Origin of the sequence: Acinetobacter sp. (assembly GCF_049284435.1) — a bacterium.
Lineage (GTDB): Bacteria > Pseudomonadota > Gammaproteobacteria > Pseudomonadales > Moraxellaceae > Acinetobacter.
Window position 1 is genome coordinate 42342 of record NZ_JBAPXX010000080.1, and the last position, 21326, is coordinate 63667.

The 21326-nt window shown below is 44.0% G+C and carries 18 protein-coding genes and 1 pseudogene; 8 read left to right on the forward strand and 11 right to left on the reverse strand.

Annotated elements, in window-relative coordinates:
* Positions 1-133 precede the first annotated feature (133 nt).
* The 4 genes from WAK81_RS07515 to ahcY all read right to left on the reverse strand — a co-directional run bounded on the left by WAK81_RS07515 (position 134) and on the right by ahcY (position 6317).
* On the reverse strand, positions 134-3010 hold the full coding sequence (locus WAK81_RS07515) for a putative bifunctional diguanylate cyclase/phosphodiesterase (protein WP_422196320.1): 2877 nt from the start codon (positions 3008-3010) through the stop codon (positions 134-136).
* 179 nt (positions 3011-3189) lie between these two features.
* Positions 3190-3900 (reverse strand): 16S rRNA (uracil(1498)-N(3))-methyltransferase, encoded by a 711-nt coding sequence (locus WAK81_RS07520; protein WP_422196321.1) that lies wholly within the window; start codon positions 3898-3900, stop codon positions 3190-3192.
* A gap of 37 nt (positions 3901-3937) precedes the next feature.
* Complete coding sequence (gene metF, locus WAK81_RS07525) at positions 3938-4774, reverse strand: methylenetetrahydrofolate reductase [NAD(P)H] (RefSeq protein WP_422196322.1); 837 nt, start codon at positions 4772-4774, stop codon at positions 3938-3940.
* A gap of 160 nt (positions 4775-4934) precedes the next feature.
* Entirely contained in the window at positions 4935-6317 is a 1383-nt protein-coding gene (gene ahcY, locus WAK81_RS07530) for an adenosylhomocysteinase (RefSeq protein WP_422196323.1), read from the reverse strand.
* A 223-nt stretch (positions 6318-6540) separates the two neighbouring features.
* On the opposite strand from ahcY, the pseudogene WAK81_RS07535 reads away from it, so the two are divergent.
* Positions 6541-7563 (forward strand): annotated as a pseudogene (locus WAK81_RS07535) (DUF4917 family protein).
* A 34-nt stretch (positions 7564-7597) separates the two neighbouring features.
* Here WAK81_RS07535 and WAK81_RS07540 read toward each other — a convergent pair.
* The 6 genes from WAK81_RS07540 to radA all read right to left on the reverse strand — a co-directional run bounded on the left by WAK81_RS07540 (position 7598) and on the right by radA (position 13386).
* Complete coding sequence (locus WAK81_RS07540) at positions 7598-8122, reverse strand: tetratricopeptide repeat protein (RefSeq protein WP_422196324.1); 525 nt, start codon at positions 8120-8122, stop codon at positions 7598-7600.
* Between the two features lie 98 nt (positions 8123-8220).
* Positions 8221-8559: a DUF3325 domain-containing protein gene (locus WAK81_RS07545; RefSeq protein WP_422196325.1), complete on the reverse strand. Its 339-nt coding sequence runs from the start codon at positions 8557-8559 to the stop codon at positions 8221-8223.
* Positions 8556-10289 carry a PepSY-associated TM helix domain-containing protein gene (locus WAK81_RS07550; protein ID WP_422196326.1) on the reverse strand — a complete coding sequence of 578 codons (1734 nt, stop codon included), beginning with the start codon at positions 10287-10289 and terminating at the stop codon, positions 8556-8558. The genes WAK81_RS07545 and WAK81_RS07550 overlap by 4 nt, the downstream gene beginning before the upstream one ends.
* Before the next feature lies 1 nt (position 10290).
* Positions 10291-10647 (reverse strand): hypothetical protein, encoded by a 357-nt coding sequence (locus WAK81_RS07555; RefSeq protein WP_422196327.1) that lies wholly within the window; start codon positions 10645-10647, stop codon positions 10291-10293.
* A gap of 224 nt (positions 10648-10871) precedes the next feature.
* Positions 10872-11876 (reverse strand): Tim44 domain-containing protein, encoded by a 1005-nt coding sequence (locus WAK81_RS07560; protein ID WP_422196328.1) that lies wholly within the window; start codon positions 11874-11876, stop codon positions 10872-10874.
* 118 nt (positions 11877-11994) lie between these two features.
* On the reverse strand, positions 11995-13386 hold the full coding sequence (gene radA, locus WAK81_RS07565; RefSeq protein WP_004731817.1) for a DNA repair protein RadA: 1392 nt from the start codon (positions 13384-13386) through the stop codon (positions 11995-11997).
* 174 nt (positions 13387-13560) lie between these two features.
* Between radA and WAK81_RS07570 the strand changes: the two genes are divergently transcribed.
* Positions 13561-13965 carry a hypothetical protein gene (locus WAK81_RS07570; RefSeq protein ID WP_422196329.1) on the forward strand — a complete coding sequence of 135 codons (405 nt, stop codon included), beginning with the start codon at positions 13561-13563 and terminating at the stop codon, positions 13963-13965.
* A gap of 96 nt (positions 13966-14061) precedes the next feature.
* On the opposite strand, the gene WAK81_RS07575 is transcribed toward WAK81_RS07570, so the two are convergent.
* Entirely contained in the window at positions 14062-15408 is a 1347-nt protein-coding gene (locus WAK81_RS07575; RefSeq protein WP_422196330.1) for an alanine/glycine:cation symporter family protein, read from the reverse strand.
* A gap of 319 nt (positions 15409-15727) precedes the next feature.
* Between WAK81_RS07575 and WAK81_RS07580 the strand changes: the two genes are divergently transcribed.
* The 6 genes from WAK81_RS07580 to xerA all read left to right on the forward strand — a co-directional run bounded on the left by WAK81_RS07580 (position 15728) and on the right by xerA (position 21253).
* On the forward strand, positions 15728-17131 hold the full coding sequence (locus WAK81_RS07580) for an amino acid permease (RefSeq protein WP_422196331.1): 1404 nt from the start codon (positions 15728-15730) through the stop codon (positions 17129-17131).
* A 132-nt stretch (positions 17132-17263) separates the two neighbouring features.
* On the forward strand, positions 17264-17497 hold the full coding sequence (lptM, locus tag WAK81_RS07585) for an LPS translocon maturation chaperone LptM (protein WP_004645718.1): 234 nt from the start codon (positions 17264-17266) through the stop codon (positions 17495-17497).
* 24 nt (positions 17498-17521) lie between these two features.
* A complete protein-coding gene (lysA, locus tag WAK81_RS07590; RefSeq protein ID WP_422196332.1) occupies positions 17522-18766 on the forward strand; it encodes a diaminopimelate decarboxylase in 1245 nt (414 codons plus the stop codon).
* Between the two features lie 12 nt (positions 18767-18778).
* Positions 18779-19624 (forward strand): diaminopimelate epimerase, encoded by an 846-nt coding sequence (gene dapF, locus WAK81_RS07595; protein ID WP_422196333.1) that lies wholly within the window; start codon positions 18779-18781, stop codon positions 19622-19624.
* Between the two features lie 87 nt (positions 19625-19711).
* Positions 19712-20317: an alpha/beta fold hydrolase gene (locus WAK81_RS07600; protein WP_422196334.1), complete on the forward strand. Its 606-nt coding sequence runs from the start codon at positions 19712-19714 to the stop codon at positions 20315-20317.
* Positions 20318-21253: a site-specific tyrosine recombinase/integron integrase gene (gene xerA, locus WAK81_RS07605; RefSeq protein ID WP_422196335.1), complete on the forward strand. Its 936-nt coding sequence runs from the start codon at positions 20318-20320 to the stop codon at positions 21251-21253.
* Positions 21254-21326: the final 73 nt, after the last annotated feature.

Below are 21326 nucleotides of genomic sequence, written 5' to 3' on the forward strand. Positions count from 1 at the left end.
TCGATCGTTGTAAAGATTACCCGGTCAGCGGGCAAAGAATTTATTTATGTTCCTGAATATACCATTTGTTGGCCAGTTCGGACAGACAAAGACGGCCGTTTTTCCAACAAACTTATTGTGGTCGGGTATGGACTTAGACTTGAGATATATAAGTCTGATGTGTCTTGTCTCGTACTAAATAAGCGGTTGCTTCCTGTTCCGGAAGCGGTTTGGAAAATAAGTAACCTTGGGCAATATCACATTCTAAATCACGTAGATATTCTAGCTGCTCTTGGGTCTCGATCCCTTCCGCGACCACGGTCATGCCCATGGCTTTACCCATAGCCACCATGGCACTGACAATCGCTGCCTGCTTGTTTTCCCCAATCTTGCAAACAAAACTGCGATCAATTTTTAAAGTATTAATAGGAAAATCAGCAAGATAGGAGAGCGAGGAATAACCTGTGCCGAAATCATCCAGGGCAATATGAATGTGTCGCTGTTTGATCTCATTCAGCAGGTTTTTGACCGCTTCCGAATTTTCGATTAAAGAAGATTCGGTAATTTCTAGTTCCAGACTGGCGCCAGAAATCTGGTTGTCTGCAATGGCCTGGTCCAGATCATCAAGTAATTGACCACGACGCAATTGCTGCGCCACGATATTGACTGATACACAAATATGATTAAAGCCTAGATCATTCCATTGGCGAATCTGTTTAGCGGCCTGCTGGATCACTAGACGGCCAATATCTGAAATCAGGCTGGTCTGTTCAGCTAATGGGATAAACAGCCCGGGTGTAATAATGCCTTTTTCTGGATGATTCCAGCGAATCAGCGCTTCAAAGCCATAAATGCTTTGATCGCTAAAATTGATTTTTGGCTGATAAAATACCACCAGTTCATTATTCTGGATCGCTTTACGCAAATCCCGTTCCAGAAAAACCCCTTTGTTCTGTAATGAATGATTTTCACTGGAATAAAAATGAATGGTGTTGCCACCCAGATTTTTGGCTTCGTTCAATGCCTGTTCGGCACAGTTATTTAAATAATCCAGCTGACGGCCATGATCCGGATAAAATGCCACGCCCATGGACAGGGTAATCACATGATCCTGGCCGTAAATATTAAACGGTCTGCTAAAGGCCTGAGCGATGCGTTCACAATGGTGCTGAACTGAAGGGCGAATATGTGAGATTTCATAGAGAATCGCAAAATCATCGCCATTTAGATGTGCCACAAATAGCGCTTCTGCATTGGTTATGCGCAGCCGCTGTGCCACCTGACGTAAAAGTTCATCACCGCCATTATTGGACAGGTATTCATTCAATGGGCGGAAACGGTCGATGTTAAGCCGAATCACAGCCATCTCTTTAATAGAGTCTTTTTGCGAAACCAGATACTGATGTAGCTGATAATTATAATAGAAGCGGTTCGGTAAATCGGTCAGCGTGTCATAATTTTCCAGATAGGACAGGCGCTGTTCCTGTAATTTACGTTCAGTCAGATCTGATACGATGCCAATATAATGGGTAATCCGGCCTTCATCATCAGTCACGGCATTAATATGCAGCCATAAGGTCGACTCTTTGCCAGACAGAAATTTTGCATAGACCTCTCCATCATAAGAGCCAATCTTTTGAATCTGTTTGACAATATTGGCCTGAAAAGTACGTTGCTGGGATTTATTTTGCACTGCAATATCAAATAGGGACTTACCAATAATCTGATGCCGCTCAAAACCGCTCAGGTATTCGTAGTGAGGATTCACATCGATATAATCTAAATCAGGATTCAAAATGAAAATCCCTTCTGCGGCCTGTTCCAGTACACTGGCTACCAGCTTTAAACGCTCTTGAGACAGACGTTCCTGTTGAATATCACGACGGATACCAACCATTCTTAAGGGTTTGTTATTGTTAGGGTCACGGCTGATTACCCGACCAATGTCATGTACCCAGCTCCATCCACCTTCACTGAGCCTGATCCGGTAGGTAGCATCGTAGCGTTCAGTCTGACCGCGTAGGTGCTGTTTCATATTGCGTTTAAAATGGTCCAGATCATCCGGGTGGATCAGATGCTGTAATTGCAGATGATGATTTTTGGAATCACGCAGAATCTTTTCATCTTTATGATTGGTGAGGGTGATGTTGCGTGCTTGAATATTCCAGTCCCAAGGACGAATACCGGCAATTTTATGTGCCAGTTCTAGATCTTGCTGCTTATTCTTCAGATCCTGATTGATCTGCTCGATATCATAGGTACGTTCCCGTACTTTCTGTTCCAGCAACTGATTGCTGAGCTGTAATTGGAGTTCAATATCTTTGGATTTATTGACTTCAGTTTTGAGTTGCTGACACAGTTCATCAGTCCAATGCACTTGCTGTTCGGCATTTTTCACCAGAATATCATTTTCCGCATACAGACGTGAGGTGCGGCTGTGAATTCGATAACTACTTGTCGCGCACAGCAAAATCACAATCATGGCGAAGTTTAAAGCCAGCGCAAAGAAAGGATTGGAATGACCTATATGATAAATTTGCGACAGTAAAAACGGCAGTAAAGACGGTAGAAATGCCAGGCAGAAATAACTTAGTTTCTGGGTCAGGTAGGTTAAACCAAAAGCTTGGCTCACAATCAGCAACAAGGCGGACAAGGTCAGTGCTTCAATATCGTTAAAGGCTGGGTTAGCTTGAGGCAAATAATAGTAAATGGTAAAAATACCTGCCGCGATACTGATCCCCACAGCCAGACTTTGAATCTGTAACCAGCGATGCGCACTTTTTTGGTTATAGTACTCAGGTTTAAAGTACAGCGTACTCACCAGCCAGCACATGCTGACAAGGAGCTCTGTCAGAATAAACCAGGTATTAAAATAGGTATTAGACGGACTATATTGAATGTGATAAATACAAAAAATATAAAGGCAGATCACCATTATGCTGAGCAAAAAATAGCGACTATGACGCAGCGTGTTCGCAATCTGAGCATCATGTAGGTGCTGCTGAATATAATCGTCTGGATTATCAATCATGTGAGTCAATGCCTGTATTCATCCTATACGGTTTTCGTCCTTGTGCATTGTTATTATAAAACCCCCCAGGAAATGTGTGAAAATCAATTAATAAGTAGTTGTTATTCTTTAGTCGAGATTAGTTGTCTTAAAAATAAAAATCAACAAAATTAAAGACAAAATTTTACCTACCCGATGAACTAAAGCACATAATTTAAAATTGACAGGGCTACAACAGGGGCAGTTTCAGTACGCAGTACACGCTCGCCTATACACCAGTTACGAAAACCTTTGTGGTTGGCGGCATTAATTTCCGCTTCACTCAGACCTCCTTCGGGACCAATCAATAAGGCAAGATCCAAGGTCGCATCTGCCAGTACATCTGTTTCATCTTTATTAGGTGCTAAAACCAGTTTGGTGTTTGGCAATTTATTTTCCAGCCATTTTTCTAGGGAAATAGGTGCTAAAATCTTGGGTACAATGTTTAGACCACATTGTTCACAAGCGGCAATAGCAACACCTTGCCAGTGATCCAGTTTTTTCTGGTCGCGATCATACTTTAAACGCATTTCACAACGATCTGAAGTCAGCAGCTGAATCTCGGATACGCCCAGTTCGACTGCTTTCTGAATCGCATAATCCATACGGTCGCCTTTGCTCATCACCTGACCCAGCAACGCTTTAAACTTAGGGGTGCGATTGGCAGGATTAAATACATTGACCGAAACTGTGGCTGATTTTTTCGCAACTTCAGTAAGGGTCACGTCATATTCGCCACCCTGTCCATTGAACAGGGTCGCGCTTTCACCGACTTGTGCGCGTAAAACCTTTACCCAATGATGAAATACAGTTTCCGTAAGCTCAAGGCTGACATCAACAGTTAAATCAGCATCTATATAAAAACGTGGCATTAATCGTTCTACTCAAAAAATCGGCGAAATAAGGGGGTTAAGCTAAACCAAGATCGGTCACCAGCTGACGAGTCGGGTCAGTAGTGTTCATGGTGTAAAAATGCAAACTTGGTGCACCACCTGCAAGCAGACGCTCACAGAATTTAACTACAACTTCATGGCCAAAGGCTTTAATGCTGGCAGTATCGTCACCATAAGTTGCCAGTTGCTTGCGAATCCAGCGTGGAATTTCAGCACCGGTACCATCAGCAAAGCGAATCAGGTTGCTGGCATTGGTAATTGGCATGATGCCAGGTGCAACTGGAATATCGATTCCTGCTTTCTGGATACGATCTACAAAGTAAAAGTAAGCATCTGGATTGAAGAAAAACTGGGTTAAAGCGGCATTGGCACCGGCCTGAACTTTTTCAACAAAGTGCTGAATATCTTGATCAAAGCTTTCTGCCTGAGGATGCATTTCCGGATAAGCTGCGACTTCAATCTTAAAATGATCGCCTGAATGCTCGCGGATAAAGCGAACCAGATCAGCTGCATAAGGTAATTCACCCAAACCCACTTGGCCTGAAGGCAAGTCACCACGCAGGGCAACAATACGGTTAATGCCTTGAGATTTATACAGGTCTAGAAGTTCAGCAATACGTGCTTTGTCATCACCAATACAAGACAGGTGAGGGGCGACAGGTGCACCTTTGCCATTAAAGTCATTGATAGTAGACAGGGTGCGTTCACGAGTGGAACCACCAGCACCATAGGTCACAGAAAAGAATTCTGGGTTTAAGAGTTGTAACTCTTGATGTACAACCTTGAGTTTTTCCGCGCCTACATCAGTTTTGGTTGGGAAGAATTCAAATGAAATTGGAATCTGTTTAGACATGTTCAAATCCTTTTTATAAATACTTATTGATTTGACCTCTCCCTAACCCTCTCCTAGGAGGAGAGGGAACTTTTCCCCTAAACTAATAAAGTGCTAAGTTCCTTCTCTTGCGCCATATATGGCTCAGGGAGAAGGTTAGGATGAGGGTAAAACTAAAAACTTAGTATTTATAAGCATCCGCTTTAAACGGACCTTCAACTTGAACGCCTAAGTAGTCAGCTTGTTCTTGAGTCAATTGAGTCAAGACACCACCGAAACCAGCAACCATCGCAGCAGCAACCTCTTCATCTAATTTCTTAGGAAGTAGTTCTACACGAATTTGTGCAGCTTTTTCAGATTCTGGAAGATCAGCAAATTTCTCAGCGAATAAATGCATTTGACCCAATACCTGGTTGGCAAATGAACCATCCATAATACGTGATGGGTGACCAGTCGCATTACCAAGGTTCACCAAACGGCCTTCAGAAAGAAGGATCAGGTAATCATTTTCATTTTCTGAACGATACACTTGGTGTACTTGAGGTTTAACTTCAACCCACTTGTAGCCACGTAGGTAAGCTGTATCAATTTCAGTATCAAAGTGACCAATGTTACATACAACAGCGCCCGCTTTTAATGTATCAAGCATTGCTGAATCACAAACGTGGTAGTTACCCGTTGTTGTAACGATAAGGTCAGTGTTTTGAAGAAGGTCAACATTGATATCTTCTTTCTTGCCTGTTTGCACGCCATTTTTGTATGGAGATACAACTTCGTAACCGTCCATGCATGCTTGCATTGCGCAGATTGGGTCAACTTCAGTTACACGTACAATCATGCCTTCTTGACGAAGTGATTGCGCAGAACCTTTACCTACGTCACCATAACCGATTACAAGTGCACGACGGCCAGATAAAAGCATATCTGTACCACGTTTGATTGCATCGTTCAGTGAGTGACGGCAACCGTATTTGTTGTCGTTTTTAGACTTAGTCACAGAATCGTTTACGTTGATTGCAGGAACTTTTAAAGTACCGTCACGTAACATTTCATACAGGCGTTGAACACCTGTCGTCGTTTCTTCAGTGACACCATGAATTTTTGCAATCACTTCTGGATATTTTTCATGAACAAGTAGCGTTAAATCACCGCCATCGTCAAGAATCATGTTGGCATCCCAAGGCGTACCATTTACATTGATTTGTTGTTCAAGACACCACATGTATTCTTCTTCAGTTTCGCCTTTCCAAGCAAATACAGGAATGCCCGCAGCAGCAATTGCAGCGGCAGCATGGTCTTGAGTCGAGAAGATGTTACATGAAGTCCAACGAACTTCAGCGCCTAATTCAACCAGTGTTTCAATTAAAACAGCTGTTTGGATTGTCATGTGGATACAACCCAGAATTTTAGCGCCTGCCAGTGGTTTTGCTGCTGAGTAGCGTTTACGCAGGCCCATGAGGGCTGGCATTTCAGCTTCAGCAAGTTTAATTTCTTTACGGCCGTAATCAGCAAGTGAAATATCAGCAACTTTGTAATCTGTAAATGAAGCAGTAACCGCGTTCATCAGGATCTCCTAGGAAAAAATAGATTGGATCGTTCTGTTCGCGGATGCCGTTGTTGATCAGAACGAATGTCTGACCGATGGTCGAGCCTAGCGATTTTACATTTAGTGCCTGTAAAACGTCGCAGCATCCCTCGACTAGCGCCGTATTGTACTTGGAAATTGATTTTGTTCCAATCTTAAATTGATTAATATCTGACTAATAAGAAAATTTTGAGAATAAACTATGGCAGATGGCTTTGAGTATGTAATCAAAGAATGGGCCGAAATTAAGGATAGCTATAAGACGGGCAACTTAATTATTGGAAATGGTGCCAGTATTGCTTTGCACTCTAAATTTGGATTTAGTTCATTAAAAGAAGAAGCGGAAAAATTAAAACTGTTTAATGAGGATATCTCTACACTTTTTATCGAGTTTGATACATGTGATTTTGAGCTATTATTAAGATTGGTTTGGCATGCTAAATTAGTAAATAACCATTTGGAAATAATTGATCAAACAATTGATTCAGCTTACGAGAATATAAAAGAAGCTCTCATTAAAGTGGTAAAGGAAGTTCATTGTGAACATTCTGATATCGTGGATCAATTACCTCAGCTATATCAATTTACAAAACAATTTAGAACAGTAGTTTCTCTTAATTACGACTTAATCCTGTATTGGATTTTAATGTATGGAAATAGAAATGAAGATGGGCATAGATTTAAAGATTGTTTTCAAGGTAGCGGGTTATTTAGAAATAATTGGCAAGATTTGAGAAATCCTATTCGTAAGGAAAGAGAAGTTACTTTAGCTTTTTATCAGCATGGAAATTTATCTATTTTTAGAGATTCAAAAAATACCGAAACTAAAGTTCAAAAAAGGGATTTTGAAAGTTTGTTGGAAGTCATTACTTCGCAATGGGAAGATGAAAAAATACCATTATTTGTTGCAGAAGGTACGGGACAGAAAAAGCTAGAATCTATAAAGAGTAGTTCTTATTTGAGTACTATTTTCTATGAGGTGTTGCCAGTGTTAATAAGCTCAAAAGCTAATTTAGTCATTTATGGCTGAAGCTTAGGCGAGCAAGAATCACATTTGGTAAAGCAGATATTTAAGAATAAACAATCAGGTAAGGTGGCTATTTCTACTTTTGATAAGTCACAAGAAGAATGTCATCGCATTTCTATGCTTATAAGAGATATAGCCTCAGAAACAGAAATCGAGTTCTTTGATAGCCAAAGTTCTGGCTGTTGGAATAATCCTTAAATAAAAAGCCCATCATCTGACGGGCTTCTTTTCTTTATTTAGTATCTTGCTCAGCAGCATCTGCTTTATTAGTCCAGAACTCTGCTAATTCTTCATTTCCATCTACGCCTAAACCATTGGCATAAATAAAAGCAAGATCGCGCATGGCCTGAACTTCGCCCCATTCAGCAGCCTGTTTAACTAAAGAAATCGATTTCTCTACATCTTTTTCAATCACATCACCGCGACGGTAGAAACCTGCCAATTCTAAAGTCGCAGCAGGGTGCTTCTCGATATTGGCCTTGCTTAACCAATAATAGGCTAACTCAAAGTGAGATTTGGATTCTTCCGGATCTTCTTCTGCTAATTCTTTGGCATAAACGGTATAACCTTCACCTAACCAATACATTGCATCAACCAGCCCGCCGTTGGCAGCTTTCAATGCCCATTCTTCAGCCAGAATGATGTCATCATCATGCTCGCTTTGCATATACAGTTCAGCTAATTCGAATTGTGCTTTAGCATTGCCTGATAAAGCAAGATTAGTCAGGGCAGCAGAGGGAGAAACACGCTGGGTCATATCAACATCTCAAAAATATTGTGCGTAGACTAAAAGGTTTAAAGAAAAAAAGCCAATCCGAAGATCAGCTTTTAAAAAGGTATTGATGAATCAATCAATTAGATCAAGCAAATAATCCCTGAGATCGAGGCGATGAACACACAGAACATTACGATCACTTTAATTTTACTTGCCAGATAGCTTAGACTTAAACCGACCACCAGTGCTGCCAAAGTTAAACTGCCCAGCCAGTAACTAATCATATTGCTGACAGCTCCTGTACACAGGCACAGAATCAGGGCAATTATGAGCAATACCCAACCGAGAATAGTCGCAATTTGTGTTTTTGCAGGGTTGAGTTCTTTGCCAAAAATCTGTTTTTGATACTTGGACATTGAAGTAGCAATCGTAAAGAAACCCAGTGAAGTTAAAGCCCAAATCAATAAGAAGAACATCATGCCTGATTCTCCTTGAGAGCAGCTTTGGCTTTTTTAGGCGGTAAGCCTTTATGGTTTTTCACTTTTTTAAATGAAAAACAGAACAAGATCGCAAGCACCCACATCGCCAGATCAAAAGAAGCAATCATCCACTGACCATGCATGATGCTGTTCCAGATCGATTGACCGCCGGTCATGAAATTCACGATTGGGAGCAAGGCAAATGCAGCAGTGGCGAGCAGTAATAGTTCTAGCCAGGCCTGACGATGACTGCGAATCATGGCATAAAGCAAAGTCAGCAACCAGACAACAAAGAAGCTACGAATTTCCCAGTTCAAACGCATGTCGATGTCTGCTGGAATAAAACGGTTGGCATAGAAATAGGTGGCGCAGGCAATAGGTAAACCAATAATGGCTGCGATATTGGTGACTTCAACCACACGATAACCAAAAGATTTATAGCCTTGCTTCTGTTGCTGCGGTGCACGTTTGACACACCATAGAATCAAGCCGGTTGCAATCATCAAGGTGCCTACCAGGCCGGACATGAACAATAACCAGCGTAAAGCCAGATCCACGCCCCGTGCTTCATGTAATATGGTGAACACGTTATAGATACCGTTTGCGACCGAAGGCGTTTTTAGTGTGGTTTGATCTGACTTTACATCACCGGTCACACCATTGAAAGTAAGGCTCGGATAAACATTGCGATAAGCTAAGCTGACTCCGTTTAAGGCACGAAGTTCAATTTCAGCTTTTATGGTATTTGGCTGGATAATGGTTATCGTGCCAACCGGGTTGTTTTTCCATTCTTTTTCGGCTGTTTCCAATATCGGAGCCAGATCAGTTAACGGTGCAGGAGGTGCAGCTTGCATTTCATCACGAGAGCGGCGACCTTCACTGCGTGCAGGCATTTCACCGCGCTCGCCACGATTTTCTCTCTCAGCTCGCGGCAGATATTCTTCACTTTCACTACGGCTCTTGCGGGATTCAGCCTGAATGCTGTTGTCTTGAACCAAGCTCTTACGTTGATCTTGCAGAAATGCACCTCGATTTTCATAAATCTGGTTCACGCCCCAAGGCATCAGGGTAAAGAGCAGTAGTAATAAGCCACTGAAGGTAATCATGATATGAAAGGGCAGGGCAAATACCGCAGTAGCATTATGTGCATCCAGCCAAGAACGCTGACCTTTGCCGGGACGGAAAGTAAAAAAATCCTTGAAAATTTTCTTATGAGTAATTACACCACTAATAATTGCCACCAGCATGAGCAGGGTCGCAACGCTGACAATCCAGCGCGCCCAGATCCGGGGTAGGCCATACAATTCAAAGTGGAAACGGTATAAGAATGAACCGCCGCGTGTTTCACGCGCTTGCAAAACTTCACCCGTGGCGCTGTCAATCGTCACGCGAGTACCGCCACGACGTGCACGAGGATCTTCACCGGCACTACGAATATTCAGGGTAGTGGTATTTTGGCGTGAGTTAGGAAGCTGGATTGCCCAGCTGCCGGCTTCAGGATGGTGTTGTTGCAGATAAGCCAGTGCGACACGAGTTTGTTCGATTTGAGTCTTTGGTGGAACTGACTGATGAAATTCCGGTTTCATCCAGACGGTAATTTCGTTCTGAAAAAAACTTAAAGTTCCCGTTAAAAATATCACATATAAAAGCCAGCCTAAAATCAGACTGGCCCAGGTATGCAACCATGCCATTGACTGGCGCGGACCTTCTGGTTTTGCATCTATTCTCATTTTAATTTCCTAAAAGCTTATAGGCGATATAGAGCAAAACCCCGGGAATCGCGATCCCGAGCGTAGCTTTGAGCGTCTTATTCACCATAAATACCCAGATAAATGCAGCAGTATTCAAGCTAAAGCCAATCAGGGTGGCGGACATGGCAGCACTGCTTCCACTGTCGATAAAAAGCTGGGCAATCACGATCGTTGCCAGTATAGCCAGTAGATAACCGCCAACACCCGCCAGAAGAAAGCGATATAAAATCATCCCACGATAAGCCAGCATATTTGCTTTGACTTTATTTTTTCTTGAGGGATTTGGCGCAGTAACTGTTCCAGTCGCTATTGCATGCATATTCGGACTATTTATCATCGAAAATTCTATTTACAAACTTATAAAGTAATTAATGATAATGATAACAATTATTGTTTAGATTTTAAATATAGGTTGCTGAACTATTTATATGAAAAATAAGTAAAACTGGAAGTTAGGTTAAAAAAGAGAGGCGGGAAGGGAATTAAAAAAGATCAAAATATAAGGCTTACAAATAAAAACAGCGGCTCGAAGGCCGCTGTTTAAAAACAATCTATTACGAATTAGTCTTGCTGGATACCTGCAACCACCCAGTCCTGATTTGAACCTGCTGGTTTGGTGAAATGCCAGATTTCTGCAAACGGTTGTGGCAAGCTGTTCAAGTCTTCACTTACCGTACCGGTAAAGCGTACGCTAACAATATACTGGCCATTGTCAGTCGATGAATCGACGACCATCGCATTCAGATTTGAAAACTCGGCAACATCCTGATCCTGATTGCTCATGATGTCGTTATACATTGACTGATAAAGTTCAGGAGTCAGATAACGTTGAATTTCAGAAATGTTGCTTGCTGTATTCATGGACTGAATATGGTTAAAACGCTGACGCGCTACACGCAAGAATGCTGCAGGTTCAGTACCATCCGGTAACTGGCTGCCACTTTGGGTATAAGCTGCACCAAAAGGCGCGTTATTTACCGGAGCAGAACCGAACGGAGCATTATTGCTTGACGTTTGACCACCCACGTTCTGGCCAAAAATATTGGTACTGTCACCACTCCGAGGTGTGGTTGGTGCCTGAGCAAAAGGTGCTGTATTACCAGCACCGCTATTTGGTGCGTATGGGTTAGAAGCTACTTTTTTTTTTGCGCCCATTTTACGGAAAATGAAGAAGGCTACAGCAGCGGCAAGAAAGATCCAGATCCAGCCCGGAATACCACCTTTTTCCTCTTCTGCTTGAGCAGCCTGAGCTTCAGACGTTGCTACACTTTGATCATCCGCCAAGGCATTGGCAGCAACTGCACCAATCGCAGCACCGGCCACACCAGCGGCAACCATGCCGCCGACACCCGGACCAGATTTTTGCTGGGTTGCAGCACCGGCAACTGGCGCTTGTTGAGCAGGCGCAGCTTGACGAGGTTGTTGATAAGATTGAGTAGGTTGTGCAGAACGTTGCATACCGTGACTTTTACCGCCACCGGCACGTTTTGCTTCAGCTGCAAAAGGCGCAACCAATAAAACTGCTGTCAAGATACCTGTGATCAAACCGCGCTGTCGAACTTCCATTCATTTTTCCTATGAGAATAAAACCTGTTTGTACAGTCTATTTATATAGGCTTTGTGTGGAATTTCAATCAAAAATCTGTATTTTTTTGCTCTTTATACCAAATAGGCCAGTTTACAGTTAGTTGAGTTCATCACTCAGCGCCATTGCCTCGCTCAACGCTTCATGTAAACGCGCAACTGCAATAATTTGCACGCCTTCAATGGATTTTTGCGGTGCATTGCCGCGAGGGACAATAATATATTTAAACCCATGCTTGATCGCTTCTTTTAGGCGCTCCTGGCCGTTCGGCACAGGACGAATCTCTCCAGACAGTCCGACTTCACCAAAAACCGCCAGCTGTTGCGGTAAGGCTTTGCCACGAATGCTGGAAGCGCAGGCGAGAAGTACGGCCAGATCCGAACCGGTTTCGGTGATTTTCAAACCACCGACGATATTGACATAGACATCCTGGCCGGAGGTTTGCACACCACCATGCCGATGCATGACTGCAAGGAGCATATTTAGACGGTTCTGATCCAGGCCAAGCGCTACACGTCTTGGTTGGCCATGTGCATCATCGACCAGTGCCTGAACCTCAACCAGGAGCGGGCGCGTACCTTCGCGGCTGATCATTACAATTGAGCCGGGAATGGCTTCATCATAACGGCTTAAAAAAATGGCTGAAGGATTAGATACTTCGCGCAGACCTTTGTCGGTCATGCCGAACACACCGAGTTCATTGACCGCACCAAAACGGTTTTTGACCGCTCGGATCATTCGGTAACGTGAATCCGACTGGCCTTCAAAATACAGCACACAGTCGACCATATGTTCCAATACACGTGGGCCGGCCAGTGCACCTTCTTTGGTTACATGACCGACCAAGAATAAAGATGTGCCACTATTTTTGGCAAAACGGGTCAGCAGGGCCGCTGATTCACGAATCTGTGAGACACCACCCGGTGCAGATTGAAGGGTTTCGGTATACAGGGTTTGGATCGAGTCCAGGATTGCTACTGCAGGACGTTGTTGGGCCAGCACTTCACAAATACGTTCAACACAGGTTTCTGCCATGACTTTGAGCTGGTCGGTCGGCAGGTCCAGACGCTGGGCACGTAAAGCCACCTGAGACAAAGATTCCTCACCGGTCACATAAAGGGCCGGGTTTTTGGCAGATGCCATGTGCGTGGCTGTTTGTAGCAAGATGGTAGATTTACCAATCCCAGGATCACCGCCGATCAGAACCACTGAACCCGTTACCAGTCCGCCACCCAAAACCCGGTCAAATTCGCTGATACCCGTCGGCAGACGGGTTTCGTGAGAGACTGAGACCTGATTTAAGGTAGTAATGCTAGACGCCTGGCCCGCATATCCACCACCAATTTTTGGCTGGGCGCGATGCGTCACTGCCGGTGCAATGGTCACCTCAACCAGGCTGTTCCATTCCCCGCATTCAGAACATTGCCCCGACCATTTTGGATGATCAGCACCACATTGTTCACAACGATACACACTTTTTGCTTTAGCCATATTTTAAGATGAAGCGATTGAAATTGAGTGACAGCATAGCGGTGAATGCCATCGAAAACCAAGCCTTTCACCTGAAAAATCATGGTTTTTACGACAAGTCTTGTCGTTTTTATTTATGCTGATTTGAATGCTGTGCGGTAACGCCGTCTATAATGCCCGTCTTGTTATGCTGGAATGGAACAGATCTTGTCACAATTGCTGAAACATATTGATGCGATCGCACGTGAAAAAAACCGTGATGTGCTGTTTGTGCATTTTGATCATTATGTACATCCAGATCGGGATACTCATTCGGTTCGCCAAATGTTGGTCGGCTGGCTAGAGCAACAGGGGATTGCCTATATGCCGTGTTTAGGTGTGGATCAAACCGTCTATAGTGAAATCTACCTAGGTGGGCTTTATCTGGATGTACCTTTTGATCTGAATCATAAAACCTATCAAAAACTGAGTGGTTATCTGGAAGATGAACAGGGTAATATGAAAATTGAAGGCATTCAGTTTTTTGTTTTATCTTTAGAACTGGCACTGGAGCTTGAATCTGAGTGGGACAAGCTCGCCTGTAGTGGTTTACGTTCCTAAAATTTCATAATGAAAAATGGGAAAACTGAAGTATAAAAAAGCCACGATTAACGTGGCTTTTTTATACTTGGATTGAGTATTTACAAAAATTATCTATTAATACAGCTCACCCGATTTACGTCTTGCAATGAAGTCTTTCGATTCTTTGGCAATGACACCAGACAGTAATAATAATGCGATTAAGTTCGGCACCGCCATGAGGCCGTTAAAGGTATCGGCGAATAGCCAGACCAGATCCAGTGTTGCAATGCAGCCGATAAACACTGAGGCAATATAAATAATGCGATAGGGCAAAACGAATTTTTCGCCAAGTAAATAGCTGGTACATTTTTCGCCATAGTAGCTCCAGCCCAAAATGGTGGAGTAAGCGAAGAAAATGATCCCGAAAGTAACTATCCAGCCGCCAATACCGGGTAGCAGCTTGTCGAATACACCGATGGTCAATACGGCACCGGTTTGGCCTCCGAATGAATTGCCTGCCATGATATAGCCCATTACCAGAACAATACCAGTGATTGAACAGACAATAATAGTGTCAATAAACGTACCGGTCATAGACACCAGACCTTGACGGGCCGGATGGTCGGTTTTTGCTGCTGCGGCCGCAATTGGTGCAGAACCCATGCCAGCTTCGTTGGAGAATACGCCACGTGCTACACCATAACGAATCGCCGCACCAATTGCACCGCCTACTGCGGCTTCTCCAGTAAAGGCATAGGTGAAGATGATTTTAAGCGCAGGAACGACCAGTTCGAGATTATTAAAGATGATAATTAATCCCCCTGCCACATAGCCTATAGCCATAACAGGAACAATCAGTGACGCTGCTCTGGAAATCGATTTAATCCCGCCCAAAATCACCAGTGCCGAAAAGGCAGTAATAATAATACCTGTCATCCAGGTTTCGATGCCCAAGCTGTTTTGCACTGCCAATGCTACGGTATTGGACTGTACGGAGCTGCCGATCCCAAAGGAAGCCAGAGTTCCAAATAAGGCAAAAATCAGCGCCAGCCATTTCCATTTCAGGCCCCGTTCGATGTAGTACATCGGGCCACCCGACATTTCACCTTTCTCATTTTTAATTCGGTATTTGACTGCCAGAACACCTTCACCGTATTTGGTTGCCATACCAAACAGGGCAGTCATCCACATCCAGAATACAGCCCCTGGGCCACCGAGGACACAGGCAGTGGCCACGCCGGCAATATTACCTGTACCAATCGTGGCAGAAAGTGCGGTCATGAGTGAAGCGAATTGTGAAATGTCCCCTGAATGGTCAGGGTGCTTGCCAAAGACCTGTTTAAAAGCCAGTGGCAACATGCGGAACTGCCAGAACAATAAACGGAAAGTGAGGAATATCCCGGTCCCGACAATCAGTACCAGCATATAGGGACCCCAGACCCAGCCGCTTAAAGTTTCCATTAAACTTTGTAAATTTTGCATAAAATTCTTCTTATTGATCCATGTCTGTGTAGTTCGAGATATTGATTAAAAAGCAATTGCTATGCCAGATGCCTTCATCCTGAGAGCATGAAATGGCTGAATAGTATTCCATTTTTTACATAATTTTAGTGATTTGACAAGAAATTACTGGAATCTTGCAGGTCAAAAATGAAGCAGAAATGTAACCGTAGAGCGATATAAGAAAAATAAATTAACTTCTTCAATTAATCAGGAAATACAAATGATGCGAATTTTATTTTTGTATTCAGCATTTTTTACGTTAATTTGTCGCGAGTAAAACTCAAAGTTGTAATTAATAATGTCAGAAAAATATAACAATTCGTCGGCAGAGCACGGTGAATTAAAGCGGAGTTTGTCCAATCGGCACCTACAGTTAATTGCTATTGGGGGCGCCATCGGAACCGGCCTGTTTATGGGTTCGGGTAAAACCATCAGTCTCGCAGGTCCTTCGATTCTGGTGATCTATATGATCATCGGTTTTATGGTCTTTCTGGTGATGCGTGCACTGGGTGAGCTGTTACTTTCCAATTTGCAATATAAATCATTTATTGATTTTGCCACAGATCTGATCGGGCCTTGGGCCGGATACTTTGTTGGCTGGACCTACTGGCTGTGCTGGATCACCATCGGGATCGCAGATCTGTCCGCCATCATTTACTATCTGCAATTCTTCAATAATGGCTTGCCCTTTAGTCCTGAAGAGGGGGTAATGATCAGTATTGCCTCGATTGTATTTATCATAGGCCTGAATCTGGTCACGGTAAAACTGTTTGGTGAAATGGAATTCTGGTTTGCTCTGGTCAAGATTATCGCCATTGTGGTGCTGATTGCCGTCGGCTTCTGGATGATCTTTACCGGATTTACTTCTGATGCTGGAACTGTCGCTTCATTTAGTCATATTTGGGATCATGGCGGGATATTCCCTACAGGCGCGATGGGCTTCCTGGCCGGTTTCCAGATTGCCATCTTTGCCTTTGTCGGGGTAGAACTGGTGGGTACTACCGCGGCTGAAACCAAAGATCCGGAAAAGAACCTGCCAAAAGCGGTGAACTCTATTCCGATCCGTATCATTATTTTCTATGTGTTGGCACTGCTGATTGTGATGTCAGTGACACCCTGGAACCAGATTGACCCGAATGTATCGCCGTTTGTAAACCTGTTCAGTCAGGCTGGCATTGCAGCGGCTGCGATTATCATGAATCTGGTGGTGTTGTCCTCGGTAATGTCATCGATGAACAGTGGCGTATTCTCGACTAGCCGTATGCTATTCGGCCTGTCACGTGAAGAGCAGGCACCGGTGGCTTTTGGTCGCTTGAACCGTCGCGCAGTGCCTGCAAATGCCCTCTATTTCTCTGCAGTGTGTTTGTTGCTGGGTGCAGCACTTCAGTATTTTGTTCCGGATACCGTTCGGGCCTTTACCTTGGCAACGACTTTATCGACGATTCTGTTTATTTGTGTCTGGATCATCATTATCTGGAGCTATATCGTGTATTACAAAACACGTCCAGAGCTGCATGCCAAATCGACCTTTAAGCTGCCAGGTGGTTTAGTGACTTGTTGGGTCGTGATTATCTTCTTCCTGAGCATGATCGTGGTCTTGGCGCTGGAAGAGGATACCCGCCAGGCACTGATGATCAGTCCGATCTGGTTTATCCTGCTAATCATTGGATATTTTGGTTTCTATAAACAGAAACATAAATAAACCTTATCAATAAAAACGTCAGCGATCTGCTGGCGTTTTTTTTTGTCTAAAGCTACTCTCTAGCGTTTAACGCTTGGGTCATGCCGAATGATCGCGTTATACTTCATCGAAACTATTACATTAGGTGGTCAGATGCGCCAAGTCATTTGCTATATCAGTATCTTAGCGACAGGTCTTGCTCTTGCAGGTTGTGGACAGTCAGGTGCTTTGCACTTGCCGAATGATCCGAATTACGACAAGCGTGCCAAGTATCTGTTATACAAAAATACTGAAACTGAGCCTAAAGCGTCCGATGAAGAACGCGAGGCACCTGTGCAACAACAGTTTGCTGCACCTACCGATTCAGACGTTAAAACCACACCATAACGCTTTCACAGAAAGGATACCTTCATGAGTTTCACCCGCATTAATGGGGTATTGCACGCTGAGCAATGTTCATTACAACAGCTCGCGGAGCAATTCGGCACACCACTCTATGTTTATTCTAAAGCTACTTTGGAAAAACATTTTTTAGATATGGATCGTGCTTTTGATTTTATCGACCATCAAATCTGTTTTGCGGTAAAGTCCAACTCTAATCTTGCGGTATTGAATGTATTGGCCAAACAGGGTGCCGGTTTTGATATTGTGACCGGTGGTGAATTGGCGCGTGTGCTGAAAGCCGGTGGTGAGCCTTCGAAAATCGTATTTTCGGGCCTGGGTAAATCTGAAGCGGATATCAAAAAAGCTTTAGAAGTCGGGATTGCGTGCTTCAACGTCGAATCGTATGCCGAGCTGGATCGTATCCAGAAAGTTGCGGCTGAATTAAATGTCAAAGCGCCGATTTCATTGCGTGTCAATCCGGATGTCGATGCCAAAACCCATCCTTATATTTCAACCGGCTTAAAAGAAAATAAATTCGGTATTCCGTCTGATAGCGTGTTTGAAACCTATCAATATGCAGCGTCATTGCCAAATCTGGATGTGGTCGGAATCGACTGCCATATCGGTTCACAGCTGACTGAAACCCAGCCATTTGTGGATGCACTGGATCGTGTCATTGTCATGATTGACCAGTTAAAAGAGCTGGGCATTCACCTTAAACATATCGATATCGGTGGTGGTCTGGGCGTGACCTATAAAGACGAAGTGCCACCTACGGTTGAAGAATATGCCAATGCGCTGCGTCCAGCTTTAGAGAAATTGGGCCTGAAAGTCTATATGGAACCGGGCCGTAGTATTTCTGCCAATGCGGGTGTATTACTGACTAAAGTAGATCTGCTCAAGCCAACCAATCACCGTAATTTCGCGATCATTGATGCGGCGATGAATGACCTGATTCGCCCTGCGTTATATGAAGCATGGATGGACATTCAATCTGTTACACCTCGTACTGATGTCGAAACTAAAGAATGGGATGTGGTGGGTGCAATTTGTGAAACTGGTGATTTCCTGGGTAAAGAGCGTGAGCTTGCGATCAAGGAAAATGATGTGCTGGCAGTGCTTGGCGCAGGTGCATATGGTTTTGTGATGAGTTCAAATTACAACAGCCGTGGTCGTGCTGCTGAAGTAATGGTCGATGCTGATCAGGCGCATTTGATTCGAGAACGCGAAAGCATTGAATCACTCTGGGAACGTGAGCGTTTATTGCCTTAAGGATAAATCAGGATGTTATTAGAATTTACCAAGATGCATGGTCTGGGCAATGACTTTATGGTGGTTGATCTGATCAGCCAGCGTGCTTATTTAGACACTTTGACCATTCAGCGTTTGGCCAACCGTAACTTCGGAATTGGTTTTGATCAACTCTTGGTGGTTGAGCCACCCGATGTCCCAAGTGCAGACTTTAAATATCGGATTTTTAATGCCGATGGTTCGGAAGTGGAGCAATGTGGCAATGGCGTGCGCTGTTTTGCCAAATTTGTACATGATCGTCAGCTCACGACCAAAACCAAAATCAAGGTACAAACCAAATCAGGCATTGTAGAACCTGAATTGGGTGCGAATGGTCGGGTGCGGGTCAATATGGGCTATCCAAAATTCCTGCCTCAGGAAATTCCATTTGTGGCTGATGCACCGGAGAGCCTGTATGACATCGATCTTGCTGGCGGTGAAAAGCTGACCATTGATGTGGTGAATATGGGGAATCCACATGCGGTGACGATTGTACCGGATGTGATCGCTGCTGATGTCGCACGTATTGGCCCACAAGTTGAATCGCATGCGCGCTTCCCGGCACGGGTCAATGCAGGCTTTATGCAGATTATTGATGAAAAACATGCACGTTTACGCGTGTATGAGCGTGGTGTAGGCGAGACCTTGGCTTGTGGTACAGGTGCCTGTGCTGCCGCAATTTCAGGTATGCGCCGTGGTCTGCTTTCGAGTAAAGTCGAAGTTGAACTGGCAGGTGGCAAGCTGCAAATTGAGTGGAAAGAAGGCGATGTGGTCTGGATGACTGGACCAACGGCGACCGTGTATGAAGGACGTCTGGATTTACGTTATTTCCAGGGTTAAGCTTGGTTCCGCTTGAGAAAAAAGCACTGTCTGATCGATGGTGCTTTTTTTATGCTAGGATGGGAAAAACCTTAGAATTTAAATGAGATGAATAAGCTTGTTTTCCTGCCGGGTGCTTCAGGAAGCCAGCACTTTTGGCAGCCATTAAGGGTGGCATTAACCGAATATACAGATCAGCAAGTCATTGCCTATCCGGGTTTTGATGGTGTAGCGCCAAATTTAGCCATTCAAAGCCTGCATGATCTGCAAGAATTCGTGAAAAAGCAAATTGAGGATGATTCCATTCTGATTGCCCAGTCTATGGGCGGTGTCTTGGCCGTTGGGTTGACCCTCAATCATCCACAGAAAGTCAAAGGGCTGGTATTGTTGGCGACATCTGGTGGTCTGAATTTAAAAACATTTCATTGTGCAGACTGGCGAACAGATTATCGTGAACAGTTTAAAACAGCACCGGACTGGTTTGTACAAGACCAAACTGAATTTAGCCGCGTTCAGCTCACAAGTCTTGATATTCCGATCTTGCTGATCTGGGGCGATCATGATCCTTTAAGCACTATTCAGCTTGGACAATACTTGGTAGGAATTTTTAAAAATGCAAAACTGCATATTGTCCAAGGTGGAGATCATTTCTTTGCCAACACTCATGCAGATCAGGTTGCAATCCTGATTCAAGGTTATCTGGAGCAATTTTAAATGCAGCAAGCAGTGATTGTGCCACCTCAACTCTTGCTCAATATGTGGCTGAAAGAGCGTGAAATTCAGAACCAATCCAAACATACCTTGCAAGCCTATGAACGTGATGTCTCGGATTTTTTAGAATTTTGCCAGCGTGAACAGCTCAATTTAAACGATGTAGAAGCCACCGATTTACGCCAGTTTCTGGCTGAAAAAGTCGAACAGCATCAGCTCAGTCCCAGCAGTCTGCAACGTATGCTTTCGGCTATTCGCCAGTTTATGAAATGGGCCGAGCAGGCTCAGCATATGGCTTTTAATCCGGCGGATGATTTTCAGTTAAAACGTCAATCGCGCCCTTTGCCGGGCATGGTGGATATTGAAACAGTCAACCAGATTATTGATCAGCCTGCGCCTGAAAATGAAATACAGCAGCAAATGTGGCTTCGGGACAAAGCGATGTTAGAGTTGCTTTATTCCAGTGGGCTGCGTCTGGCAGAACTGCAAAGCCTGACAATTAAAGATATTGATTTCAACCGGCAGTTATTACGTATTACTGGTAAAGGAAATAAGACCCGGATTGTGCCTTTTGGCTCCAAGGCCAAAGACAGCGTGATGGCCTGGTTGCAAGTCTATCCCTTATGGAATGGCGATTTTGTGCCGGAGGCGAATGTATTTATTACCCAGAAGGGCAATCCGCTCGGTGCAAGACAGATTGAGAATCGGGTCAAGTTTCAGGCGCAGCGCGCAGGCGTCAATGTGGATCTGCATCCGCATTTGTTAAGACATTGTTTTGCCAGTCATATGTTGTCGAATAGCCGGGATTTGCGCGCGGTACAGGAAATGCTGGGACACAGTAATTTAACCACCACGCAAATTTACACCCACGTTGATTTTGACCATCTGGCTCAGATTTATGATCAGGCCCATCCGCGTGCACAACATAAAGAAGACTGATCATGTGCCAAGTGTTATAGAATAAAAATCATGAAAATTGTATTTTTGGCACAAAACTTTCATATATAAATCT